Origin of the sequence: Fibrobacter sp. (assembly GCA_024398965.1) — a bacterium.
Classification (GTDB): Bacteria; Fibrobacterota; Fibrobacteria; order Fibrobacterales; family Fibrobacteraceae; genus Fibrobacter.
The window spans coordinates 133,959-146,587 of sequence record JAKSIF010000007.1 but is presented as its reverse complement, the minus strand read 5'-3'; the positions used below and the strand labels follow the sequence as shown (position 1 = coordinate 146,587).

Sequence of the window (12,629 nt, the reverse complement as noted above, 5' to 3'; positions counted from 1 at the left end):
TCAACAAAAAAGGGTGGCGAAGCCACCCACACATGTTGATGAAGAGCCATTTTTTGTTTAATTTAGGCGAAAGTCAACAAAAAAGGGTGGCGAAGCCACCCACACATATTGATGAAGAGCCCATTTCAATCATATTTTGCTTATCAAATCAACCAAGGAGAACTCATGTTCAAGAAACTTCTAGTAGCAGCAACCTGCGTAGCATCTATCGCCAGCGCACAGAACATTCAGTTTGGTGGACATGCAGCAATTAACCTTACCGACTGGATGAGTACCGAACAAGGCACTACCGGCGGTATGAGCGTTGGTTTTAACGCTGGCGCAGCAGCAAAGATTGCTCTTTCCGAAAAGGCATCTGTAATTCCCGAAGTCACCTTAGACTTGCGTCGCGTTGGTAACGACGATGTTTCTTACACCGCATGGGCCATTGACGTTCCCGTTCTCTTCCACTATACCCCAGTCATGAACCTCTACGTAGAAGCTGGTCCGCAGATTGCCCTAATCCTGTCTGGCTCCTGGGATGTTTCTAGCAGCGGTCTCTATGAAGATGATGACGACTATGGTTGGGACGACTATGACTATGGCTACGGAGCATCTAGCATAGCAAGCAGCCTCGACGACATGTACAAGAAGAATACTTTTGAATTCAGCTTGGTATTCGGCCTCGGCTACGATGTTTCCCCGAACATTGACGTAGGCTTCCGCTACATCCTCGGTCTTACCAATGTCTTTGACGACATCGATCTCGGCCCCCTCGGTTCTTACGAAATCGATATTCAGAACTACCAGATGCAGTTTACTGTAACTTACTGGTTCTAATATTATCAACCTTCGAGTATGCAGAAGGCTTGAGTGGAAAACTCAAGCCTTTTTCTTTTCCAATTTTAGAACAGCGTTTTCACGCCCACACCTACAATTCCGTCCAGGTAGCTTTCGCCATTGCGAAGGGCATAGTAGAAGTTGACGCTCCAGTTCTTGCGATACTGGGTAAAGGCGAGGCCATATTCCTGTTCACGTTTCCAGCCGTGACCAGGGCGAAGCGCGCGATAAAGGCCGGGCGTGTAGAATCCTTCGATACTCAAGTCATAACCGTCCTGCCAAAGCAAGGCGAATTCCGAAAAGCCATAAGCGCGAGTTCGCATAAAGCGGTAATCCAAGGCCTTGAAGTCATCCATACCGCCCAAGGCGAACATATCGTTTCGAGCAAGGTCAGCATCCGTGGCGAAGGTTCCGCCCGCCTGACCGCCGGCACGAACGATCCAGTTTCCGTAAACAGGCACATAATGAGATATGGAACCGCGGACCTTCAAGTAATTATCCAGGGAATCCGGGCGGTCCATGTTCCATACCACGGAAGTTTTCAGACGGGTGCCGCTGCGAGGCAGTACAAAACGGTCCAGCGAAACGTAGGACAGTTCAAAGGAAGTTCGCTTTTCCGTCTCTGAGAGGCCCAGGAATACAGCCACATTAAAGTCAAAGCCAATATCGCGGGAAACACCCACTTCCCCGTAGGCTTCACGTTCCGAGGAATCTTCGTCAAAGAAACCGCGGAACAGCAGGTTCCATTCCGTACCGAAAATCCAGGGTTCCTTGTACATTCCCTGCAGATGTCGCGATTCCTCGCCGGTAAAGCCCTCCAGTTCCAGGTCTCTTGCTGTTCCCAGAATGTTGTATAGGTTCACGTCCACAAGGCCTTCCCACTGGTTTCCGTCGCTGGAGTAGGTCAGCAGCACTTCTGCCGCAGACATGGCCGCCGACTTCATGCGGAACGCGGGAACAATGCGGTTCCTTGCCGGGTCACGGAACATCTTTACATCGGCAGTCTGCTCGTAATAGCCCATTCGCGCAAGTTTCCGCTGGGAGCGTTCAAGATCCTGCGGGCTAACAAGGTCACCCGTCTTAAGGCCGCTCAGTTTCTGGAAAACCTCCGGCTTGGTTCCCGAGGAATCCAGATTCACAGCCCCCGCCCATACGTAGGCGGCGCCACGCTCTACTTGCAGCAACAGGGTTCCCGTAGAATCCATTTCACCAGAAACCTTTGCTCCAAGGAATCCGTGATTCTCATAGTCTCGTTGCAATCTTGCCGCACTGATTTTCCAGGCCTCACATGGTTCGCCAACCAAGGGCGCCATCACAGACTCGTCAGACTCGGAATGATCCCCAGACCAGACAATACGCTGAACACGACAGTCCTCGGAAGCAAAGACTGTTGCGACAAAAGTCACAAGCACAACCACGTATGTCCAAAACCATTTATTCATTATTAGTTATCAGTTATCAGCTATCAGTTTTCAGTTATCAGTCATTCATTCTTCATCCTTCATCCTTCATCCTTCATCCTTCATTGTCAAAAATACGCCTTCCCTTCCATGGTCAGTTTCTGGAAAACATTTTCCTCGGAATTACCAAATCGAATAACATAGTAAGCACCAAGGGAAATAAAGTCATTGATATCCACAGACAAGGAATATTCAAACCTATAAGTACGTCCTTCGCCGTAGCCGTTCATTACCTGGTAAGGAACCATAAGGCCATCCTTATCCACCTGAATAACTGAGAAGTTTCCGTAGGTATTCACCTTGTTCAACTTGTTGTATCCCAGTCGTAGTGCGGCTTCCCAAAGGTTTGCGTCAAAATCCAGGTTGGTATCGTCGGAGCCGGAGCCGTTGCGATAACGGCCCAGAGGCTGCACAAAGAATCCATCCAGAAAATCAAAGCGGTACCTGAGAGATCCATCGTAGATATTCCAGTTCCATTTCTGGAGGGCGGAAAGTTCCACGTCCTGAGTCAGGAAATCCGCCCCAACGAAATGATCCATATTGATGTGGTACCCGCCATCGATTTCGTGAGACAAGGTGGTCTCGAAGTAGGATATGGAGGAAAGTCGCTTGATGTACTCCGCGACCGGCTTATAGGCAAGGGAAGCGCCCGAAGGATGCTGCCAATCCACAAGGCCACCGACGGCGATGCGGCCCGACGTAATCTTACGGAGTTCAGCCACCGTTACCGGCGGGAAATACAAGGTCTTGCCCGTGGTATCGCTACCTTCCCCATCGTAGGACGCGCCCAAGGTAATGTCCCGGAGGATGCCGTTACGAACGCCTGCAACAAGGCCCGGATTCAAGCGAAGTTCCGTGCCGAAGCTAGCCTCCGATGCACGGACCGCGCCAACGGAATCGTTACGTCCCATGCCCTCGTAAACGAAGTCACCGTTGTCTACGCCCTCGATGTAGGAAGCGGTAAGGCTATCGTACCTGACGTCACCGGTACCAGGCGCCACCTGCTTGTAGATGGGCGTATAGATCTGTTCCTCTGTAAGGCCCAGCTTGTAGGCGACCGTCCCGTGGAAGCCCGCATTCTCGGAACCGAAACGGCTATTCAAGTTCCCAAGCCAGCTGCTTTCGTCATCAGAGGAATCCCGACGGACATGTTCGTACTGCAGAAGATGCTCTACGGTGAAAAACCTGCTATTCCAAGTAACCTGCTGTTGCCAAGTTGCCGCCTTCAGGGAGTCCGACCAGTCATCGCCATAGGAATCCCCCCGATGTTTGGCAAAGCGGCCGCCGGCAGATTCTCGAATTTCACCGCGGTCAAAGAAGAACCCTACCCCACCGTTTGAGCGGCCGTAGACAACCTCATCCTGGCGGGAATCATCATCGATTTGCGTGTACCGGATGTCGCCATTCCCGAAGGGTCGAATAAAACCCTGGAGGAATTCGGATCGGGCGGTAGCCTGGTAACGTTCCATAGTTTGGTTCTGCTGGCTTGCAACCCGAATCAGGTCAATTTGGCTTACCGCAGCGGAATTCCTGTGAGTCAAGGAAATGTCTCCTCTCGAGGAATTCCAGGATTCGTCCTCATTGCGGCGATAACCCCAGGAGGCTCCGGCGAACCAGCCTGCGCCAAGACGCATTCTCAAGGCAAATTCGTCATGAAGCAAGTCATCATCCATAAACGCGCTGTCCCCATAGGCCAAATCCCAGTCATCCCGCAATCCGTAGGTATTCCAGTCCATGTCGGAACCAGGATTTTCAAGTATGTCAAAGCCCTGCTCCACACGATTTCCATAGACGGACATCGCCAAGGGGAAATGCTTCAGATCCCTTGTAGAGTCTGTGGTTACAAACCATCGGGCAGCCTTTCCCTGAGGGCCGTCCACCTTGTCTGCCACCGTATTGGAATCCTCACGGTTCATCGCGATTTCTACATCCCCGTAGAACTGGTTATTCTGCTGAAGCTGCATGCGGGCGCCAAAACGTTCATAGCGCTTGGGCCTGTTCAAAGCACCAAGGGAATCATCGCGAACAAAAGCTTCGCCCTTGTCGGACTTCAGTAGGGCATAATCCTCGTCGGTCCAGGTTCCGCGTTTCATGCGATCCACATCATTTTCCAGGCGAAAACCAGAAATGTCCAGGTACAGGTTAGGATGCCTATAGCTGGCGGCGGCTCCATACAAGGTAAAGATGTTGTCGTTCTCGTAAGCGTCGTACTCCACGCGGATTTCATCATCGAAAGAAGGAACAACGGAGCCCTTGAAGTCAAGAAGACCGCCAGCGTAGTTCACCTGGTAATCGAGGCCTCGGCGCAGCTTGTGTCCGTTCAGCCAAACCGTTTCGGAATGAGGAACAATGGCAACGTAGCCGCCGGAAGGATCCATGGCATAGCCTTCCTGCTGACCGCTGACTCCGTTAACCGTCCGCGAAAAATGTTCCACTTCGTCAGTACCCACGACGCCACGAACCTGGGAATATCCACCTGCAAAATTTCCCCTGACACCACCCATGGCGCCGAGGGAACTTCGTTCCATGGAATACAGCCCCATAGATTCATCGACCCAGGTCAAGTCACCCAGATGCAAGAACGCGTTAGGGGATTCCACCCTGAAATAAATCTGGTCAACCTCCCGAAGGGTCGCCGTAGTCTGGTCTCCCGCGCGTCGGCCCACATCCGAAAGTAAGGCGTCAATATAAACGCTATCGGTAAGTTTACCTTGTATGGAAAGGCGAAGTTCCTGGTCTACCTGGGTCCCGCCGTCGCCCACCGTAATCTGCATGGTCTTGTAACCGTGGGTTTCCAGGGAATCCCTTCTCGAAGCCGTATCTGGTTCCGCGGCAGTTACTCCGCCATGAGCTAGAATGGCCGGATTCCAAACCGGCAAGGAATCCACGTCCATACCGAAGGCATAGACCGCAAGTAAAAAAAGTCCCAAACCAAGATGTCGGGACATAAACTTTACCTATGGATAGGTTCTACAATAAACTGCCGAGTCGACAAAAGCTTTCGACCGGCAATGAGATCAACGCTCCATTCACCAGGCTTAAGCAAGGAGGGAACGATGGTGGTATGGCAAATATCCTGGGTCAGGCTGCACACGGACTTTTGCACCGTATCAAGGCCATTGAACCAGATATGCATCAAGGTATCACCATCCAACAGTGCCGAAGATGAAACCGTAGAATAATAGTAGAGTCGGGTACCTTCTTCGAAGACACTGTCTACGCCGAAGGGAGAACCATTAACGATATGACTACAGACAACACTTTGTGCCAGGGTCAGTTCCGCATCCACGGAATCACGAATGACTTCATCACCCATGTAAATGACCACAAGTCTATGAATCAGAAACCCAAGGAAAACGGCGATAACAACGATCGTCGTCTTGCGTAAGTTACGCAGCGGAGGAAGTCTTGACACAGACGCTCCGATAGACCAGACTAGCGAACCAGTCGGCTAGTGTTCTGGGTAAAGGCAGGAACCGCATCCCTAAGCTTTTCGACCAGCAGACGATTGAAGTCGTCGATACGGTTCGGAAGCTTGGAGTCCGGGAAAATCTGGACCAACAGCAGGGCCTGGTCCACCGGAGTAATGTAGATGGAACGGTTCTCGCCGGTGTAAGAAACGGAGTTGAACGTTTCGCCTCCGAGCATCAGGCCCACCTGACTTGCAGAGTCAAAGGAGGCAGTGCTAAGCACAGCAAGAGGAGTGGCGTCCAAACCAAGGGAGCCAACTTCGGCAATAATGGAACCGTCGCGATGGCAAAGCACGATATACTCGGCCTTAACGCTTGCCTGGTAGGCAGACATAAGGCGGCGGACCTTTTCAGCGTCATCAGAATAAATGGTAAAATCGCTCATATTGCATGCTCCTAAACTTGCTAAAGACTAGTCCTTTTTCTTGGGTACGTACGGACGCAATTCGATTTCGTCATCGGCCTCGTTATTGGTCTTGGCGACGTCACGACCAAAGGTCGGCATACGAGGAACTGTCGTAGCTGCACGGGGGCGACCGAAGGGGGAAGACGTAGCTCCCTTCTGGAACAGACCAGCACCGGCAGGCTGACCTGCGACACCGGCCTGAGGAGGCTTGGCAGCAAAGGACGGCATCCTAAACGGAGATGCAGGCTGAGCAGGCTGGGGCGGCACAGCCGGTGCGGCCTTAACAGAAACACCTTCCTTAGTCAAGGAAACATCGTGAACGCCGGAATTGTTTGCATTGGCAGCAGCCTGATGCAAGAAACCCTGCTTCACATTAAACTTTTCAATCACCAACATGGCGATGGTCTTGAGGGTAGTAACCACGCCCTTACCATTATGGGCGGTTGCCGGGAAGAACGGAATTCCACGGGGATTGAGTTCCGCATTCAGTTCATCCAAGGTAAAGACATTGTCCATGTCACGCTTGTTGTATTGAAGAACGAACGGCATATCATCCAAATCCATGCCATAGTCCTGGAGGTTCTGACGAAGGTTCTGGAGACTTTCAATATTTTCGGCCTGACGGGAACGCTGGGAGTCTGCGACAAAAACGATGCCATCTACACCACGAAGCACCAACTTACGGGTACTGTTATAGTAAACCTGACCAGGCACGGTATAGAGCTGGAATCGAGTCTTAAAGCCCTTGATATCACCGAGGTTCAAAGGCAAAAAGTCGAAGAACAAGGTACGGTCACCTTCAGTAGCGAGGGACACCATGTCGGTACGCTTGTCCTGAGGCATCTTCTGGTGGATCACCTGCAAATTGGTGGTCTTACCACTAAGACCCGGGCCATAATAAACAACCTTACAACTTATTTCACGAGTAGCAAAATTAATCGAAGACATTACTAATCCTTGACATTTCTTATATGACCTAATCTAGTAAAAATAATCCCTCATTTTTCGCCAAAAAGCTAAAAAACAGCCCCAAAAGGGCATAATTCCAATCCAACTGGGAATAGATTTTGCCTAATAGGAAATTTCTAGAAATCACAACTTTTGAAGCCGCAACTTTTTGAAGCCACAGCTTCTAGATGACGCAACTTCAGGATGTCGCAACTTCAGGATGTCGCAAGATCCTCTTTGGCGGCAGGAGTTCAAAACAAGCACATTCCCAAGAACGCGAAAAACACCAGTACACATACGTGTACTGGCATCAATCTTTTCAACTAGCAGTTGCGCTTAAGAATTAAGCGAGGCTATTGATGACCTTAGCGGCCTTAGCCTTGTAGTTGGCAGCGCGGTTTGCGCAGAAGCCAGCGCGATGCTTTGCAGCAGCCTTGTCCAACATGCTAAACAGTTCCGGCATAACCTTGAGGGCTTCTTCCTTGGTGGAAGCAGAACGTACAGCCTTGAGAGCGGTACGGATGGCGGAACGGGTAGAACGGTTCATGGCATTGGCCTTTTCGGCCTGAAGCAAACGCTTTTTGCAAGATTTGTGTTGAGGCACCTTATTATCTCCGGGTGAAAACCTACTTAAAAATGTTGGCTCAAAGTTAGTAAAAGTTTGAAATATTTCAAGGGGTGGTTAAAAATTTCTACTTTTTAATCCATGATTCCCTTCGTAAACCTGCCAGAACAGCGAAATACCTACCGAGAAGAACTCGAAAAAATCGAGAAAGAGGTACTGGACAGCGGCTGCTTTATAGGCGGTTTACAGGTTCAAAATCTAGAAAAAGAACTTTCCGCCTACCTAGAAAAAGGGAAAAAAGAGGCAAAACCAGTCAAGACCGTGACCTGCGGAAGCGGCACCGACGCCCTGACGATTGCACTCATGGCGTTGGGTCTAAAGCCTGGCGACCAGGTCATCGTCCCGGATTTCACCTTTATCGCCCCGGCGGAAAGCGTAGCACTGCTAGGCGGCACCCCCGTTTTTGCGGATATCCACCCCAGAACATTGCAGATTTCCCCCGACAGCGTAAAAAAGCGGATCAGCCCCCGAACCAAGGGCATTATCGCGGTCAATCTCTTTGGACAATGCGCCCCCTATAAGGAACTTCGCGAAATTGCAGACCAAAACGGACTCTGGATTATCGAGGACTCCGCCCAGGCGTTCGGCGCCACCCAGTGCGGAACGCCCGCCTGTTCCTTTGGCGACATCGCCATCACCAGTTTTTACCCCACCAAGCCCCTGGGATGCTACGGAGACGGCGGCGCCCTGTTTACAAGCAACGGAGAACTGGAGGAAAAGATCCGGATGTTGGCAAACCACGGCAGCAAAGGGCACTACCAACACCAGATTATCGGCATGAACAGCCGTCTGGACGCCCTACAGGCAGCCATCCTGAGGGTGAAGCTCAGACACCTGGATCAGGAACTAGACGTCCGCCGGCAGAACGCCCTAAAGTACGACCAGTTTTTCAGTGCCATCCTGGGATTCGAGCCCCAGACCACCGCAGCAGGCAACACCAGCACCTACGCACAGTATACCCTCCTCGTAGACAATCGCGAGGGTTTCATAGAACAGCTGAAAAAGGCAGACATTCCCTACTGCATTCACTACCCTGCCACCCTCAGCAGCCAGAGTTGCTTTGAAAACATGGAGCAGGGCCATGGAGAAACACCTGCAGCCGAGGAATCTTCACAAAAGGCAATCAGCCTTCCTGTCTGCGCCTTTACCGACGTAGAGCAGATTATCTCGAAGCTGTCTCAGGTCCTGTAACCAGGCATAACATTCCGTATACAGGCGAAAACAAAACAGCAGAAAATACACTGCACAAGCCCTACCCAAAATTGCTAAAATTGGGCCCATGCAAGGGAAACAAGTCAAAGACCGCTCACTGCTCAGCCTTTCATGGCCGCTGATTTTCACCTTCGCCGTGAACATGATCCAGCCCATGATGGACAGCTGGTTCCTGTCACGCACCTCCGAAGAGGCTGCCGCCGGCGTTGGAGCCCTGATGCCCGTCCTTGCCGCCCTGTTCACAGCCATTAACGCGTTCGCCCAGGCTGGCGCAAGCATTGCCTCCCAGTACATCGGGGCAGAGCAGAACAGCCACGCCCGTTCCACCCAGACCATGGTCCTTTTCGGAAGCCTTCTTCTGGGCGTTCTTCTGACCGTCATCATCATCCCCCTGTCCGGCAAGATCCCCCTGTGGATGGGCCTTCAGGGAGACCCGGTCATGTTCGCCCAGCAGTTCATGTCCGTGGTAGCCTTCGGCTTTGCATTCAGGGCCCTGCAGTCTTCACTTACCGCCTTTGTGGCAACCCACGGTCTTACGGTCTGGAACCTCATCGGAAACACCATCACCATCGTAAGCAACGCCATCATGAACTACATCTTCCTGGAAGGCCTCTTTGGGCTTCCCAAGATGGGAGCCAAGGGCGTTGGCCTGGCAACTGCACTTTCCTGGTTGATTTCCTCCGCTATTCTCTGGTGTGTACTGCGCTACAAGGCTCAGCACAAGACCCACCGCCGCGACCTGAAGCGTTCCCGCATCATCCTTCCCGACTGGATCCGCATCGGTTTTCCTGCTGCAGCGGAACCCATCAGTTTTCAGCTGTTCAACGTGTTCATTACCGCCATGGTGGCACACATCGGAACGCTGGCCATGACCGCCCGAGTATTCGCCGGGAACTTCGCCGCCTTGTCTGTAATTCTCGGGAGCGGCCTCGGTAACGGAAACCAGATTCTTGTGGCCCACCTGGTGGGCGCAAAGGAATTCAAGACCGCCGACCAGCGTGTTCACCAGACCATTCTCATCAGCTGCATTAGCGGACTTATTTTGTCTGTAATCATGGCACTTTGCGGTACTCACCTCATTGGCGTCTTTACGGACAATCCCGAGGTCATTGCCCTAGGCCAGATGTGCCTTTGGTGCGATGTGGCGGTACAGCCCTTCAAGGCAGTAAACTTCGTGATTACAACATCCCTCCGCGCTTCTGGAGACTCCAAGTTTCCCGCCATTGTGGGGAGTGGCATGATGTGGACTTTGGGTGTAGCCACAGCCCTGTTCCTCGCCTTCGTTTTGGACCTTGGCCTCCCCGGTCTTTGGCTCGGCATGGCAGCCGATGAATTCTACCGTTCTATCGCCAATTACTACCGCTGGCGCAGCGGAAAATGGAAAAGCAAGGCCGTGGTCTAACCGGATTTTTCTATCTTGTTAGCCCGTGGCATTTTACTCTAACGAAATCATCCAACAGCTAAAATCTCAGGCGGACATTGCAACCGTCATTGAGAATTTTGTGCCGTTGAAACGTTCCGGAAATGGACGTTTTCTTGGAGTGTGCCCATTCCATAACGACCGATCCCCGTCAATGAACGTGAACCCTACCATAGGCATCTACAAGTGCTTTGCCTGTGGTGCTGCTGGCGATGTATTTAAGTTCGTCCAGGAACATGAGAAAATGGATTTCAAGGGAGCGGTGGAATGGGTTGCCAACTTTACTGGATTTGCCCTGCCGAAACTGGACTCCAAGGAAAATACCGAGGAACAGGAAGAACGAGGCATGGTCCGCAGGCTTAACGAACTGGCCTGCCAATGGTTTGAACAGCAGCTGACCCTAAGCGAAAAGGCCCAGGCCTACCTGAACAGCCGCCACATTACGGAAGAGACCCGCAAGCGGTTCCACATCGGTTACGCTCCTGCCGGTCGTGAAGGTTTTATCGGATTCGCTGTCAAGAACGGATTCTCCCCTGCAGACTGCGTCAAGGCGGGCCTTGCCAAGGAAAAGGAAAACGGAGGCATCTCCGACAAGTTCCGCGACCGCCTGATGATCGCCATCCAGAACCAGTCCGGAGTCATTGTCGCATTCGGCGGCCGTGACCTCAGCGACAACAAGGATCCGAATTTCAAGCCCGTCAAGTACATGAACAGCCCGGAATCCGCCACCTACCACAAGAGCGACATTCTATTCGGGCTTTACCACAGCCGTCGAAGTATCGCCGAGGAGAACGCGGTCATTATCGTGGAAGGCTACTTCGACATGATCAGCCTTTTCCAGGGTGGAGTTACCAACGTGGTGGCGGCATCCGGCACCGCCCTGACGGAGACCCACGCCAACATTTTGGCCCGCTACGCCAAGACCGCCTATCTGGTGTTTGATGGCGATGCCGCCGGCCAGAACGCAACCTTGCGCAGCCTTGAGATTGTACTGCCCAAGGGAATCGCACCCAAGGTATTTGCCTTGTCCCGACCGGACGGCACCAAGATCGACCCGGACAACTTCGTAAACGAACAGGGCGCAGACGCCTTCAAGCAAGCCCTGACCCAGGCGGAAGACTGGTTGAGCTACCTGGCAAGACAGCGCAACCTGCAAAGCCCCGAGACCCGCGCCGACTTCGTCAACTATACAAAGTCACTGGTCAAGAGCATCGCCGATCGCGAACTGCAGAACCAGTACCTGAAACTGATTTCAGAGCGATTCAACACAGACCGTTCCTTGGCACAAGTAAAGGCCTTAAAGCCCGAGCGCAAGAAACCGGCCGTACCGGAAAACGGCACCGTTGCCGTAGAACCTGCGGCAACCATACCATGGCACGCCATCTCCCCCATCGAGATTCGCTTTGCCAACCTGCTGCTACGAACCCCCACGTTGATGAACTACGCCGTAGTCTACTTTGACATGGAATGGGCTACCAGCGGCATCCAGATGTTTGAATCCCCCATTGTAGACGAGTTCGTCAACAGCATTATTGCGCTGTATTCCGAAACAGGCTATGTCTCCCCGCAACTGCTCTACGAAAACGTATCGCCCGAGATACAGGTCTTCATCGAAGGACTTCCCGACGAAAAATGGAGCGACCTGCAGGCAGTCAAGGAATTCTACCAGACGCTGACGGTTCTTTCTTCTAAGGTCTGTGACCGCCAGAAAAAGCTTATTCCGCTGGATTCCCAGGACGGCGTCAACATCCGCATGCAGATGCTGAAATTCGTGGAAGGAATCGACAAGCTGAGCGTTATGCTGAACACCGGCAAGATCGATATTAACATCTTTATCGACCAGGTTAACAAGAGCAAGTCCAGACTGATCATGTTCCAGGCAGCCATTCCCGGAGCCTCCCAAGGAACAGCCTTCGGAGAAGGCATGTACGCAAGCTATAGACAGCCCTATTCAGCACAAACAAGTTCGGCTCCCGCAAGCACGGTTCCGGCAAGCCCCATGCCCGCCTCACAGAAGCCTGCCATGCAGAATTCCTTCGCGCAGGAACAAGACATGGACGTTCCCGAAATGCCTCCAGAAATGATGGAAGTTCCGCCCGAAAGCATGGAAGACGGTTTTATTTCCGACGGCTCAGAAATTCCTCCAAGCGATGAGGAGCCGCCCGACGAAGAAGCGTACTCCTACGACGACGGCGGATTTAACGAGCCTGACGACATGGGCTTCTAGGCACCGCGCAATAGGGTCCCACAATAAAGTTCGCGCAGCCCG

At 52.3% G+C, this 12,629-nt stretch carries 9 protein-coding genes and 1 pseudogene; 4 read left to right on the top strand and 6 right to left on the bottom strand.

Annotated features, from left to right (window positions below; genetic code table 11):
* Positions 1-165 precede the first annotated feature (165 nt).
* On the top strand, positions 166-819 hold the full coding sequence (locus tag MJZ26_05305; GenBank protein ID MCQ2105192.1) for a PorT family protein: 654 nt from the start codon (positions 166-168) through the stop codon (positions 817-819).
* 65 nt (positions 820-884) lie between these two features.
* On the opposite strand, the gene MJZ26_05300 is transcribed toward MJZ26_05305, so the two are convergent.
* The 6 genes and pseudogenes from MJZ26_05300 to rpsT all read right to left on the bottom strand — a co-directional run bounded on the left by MJZ26_05300 (position 885) and on the right by rpsT (position 7,677).
* On the bottom strand, positions 885-2,261 hold the full coding sequence (locus tag MJZ26_05300) for a BamA/TamA family outer membrane protein (protein MCQ2105191.1): 1,377 nt from the start codon (positions 2,259-2,261) through the stop codon (positions 885-887).
* An 86-nt stretch (positions 2,262-2,347) separates the two neighbouring features.
* Positions 2,348-5,227 (bottom strand): hypothetical protein, encoded by a 2,880-nt coding sequence (locus MJZ26_05295; GenBank protein ID MCQ2105190.1) that lies wholly within the window; start codon positions 5,225-5,227, stop codon positions 2,348-2,350.
* 5 nt (positions 5,228-5,232) lie between these two features.
* Positions 5,233-5,694: a hypothetical protein gene (locus tag MJZ26_05290; protein ID MCQ2105189.1), complete on the bottom strand. Its 462-nt coding sequence runs from the start codon at positions 5,692-5,694 to the stop codon at positions 5,233-5,235.
* 20 nt (positions 5,695-5,714) lie between these two features.
* A complete protein-coding gene (locus tag MJZ26_05285; GenBank protein ID MCQ2105188.1) occupies positions 5,715-6,134 on the bottom strand; it encodes a roadblock/LC7 domain-containing protein in 420 nt (139 codons plus the stop codon).
* Between the two features lie 381 nt (positions 6,135-6,515).
* Positions 6,516-7,103: pseudogene (locus MJZ26_05280) on the bottom strand (GTPase domain-containing protein).
* Positions 7,104-7,446: 343 nt separating this feature from the next.
* Positions 7,447-7,677 carry a 30S ribosomal protein S20 gene (gene rpsT, locus MJZ26_05275; GenBank protein ID MCQ2105187.1) on the bottom strand — a complete coding sequence of 77 codons (231 nt, stop codon included), beginning with the start codon at positions 7,675-7,677 and terminating at the stop codon, positions 7,447-7,449.
* 132 nt (positions 7,678-7,809) lie between these two features.
* Here rpsT and MJZ26_05270 point away from each other — a divergent pair, with 132 nt between their 5' ends.
* The 3 genes from MJZ26_05270 to dnaG all read left to right on the top strand — a co-directional run bounded on the left by MJZ26_05270 (position 7,810) and on the right by dnaG (position 12,587).
* Positions 7,810-8,919 carry a DegT/DnrJ/EryC1/StrS family aminotransferase gene (locus tag MJZ26_05270; protein MCQ2105186.1) on the top strand — a complete coding sequence of 370 codons (1,110 nt, stop codon included), beginning with the start codon at positions 7,810-7,812 and terminating at the stop codon, positions 8,917-8,919.
* Between the two features lie 88 nt (positions 8,920-9,007).
* Positions 9,008-10,342 (top strand): MATE family efflux transporter, encoded by a 1,335-nt coding sequence (locus MJZ26_05265; GenBank protein MCQ2105185.1) that lies wholly within the window; start codon positions 9,008-9,010, stop codon positions 10,340-10,342.
* A gap of 25 nt (positions 10,343-10,367) precedes the next feature.
* On the top strand, positions 10,368-12,587 hold the full coding sequence (gene dnaG / locus MJZ26_05260) for a DNA primase (protein ID MCQ2105184.1): 2,220 nt from the start codon (positions 10,368-10,370) through the stop codon (positions 12,585-12,587).
* Positions 12,588-12,629: the final 42 nt, after the last annotated feature.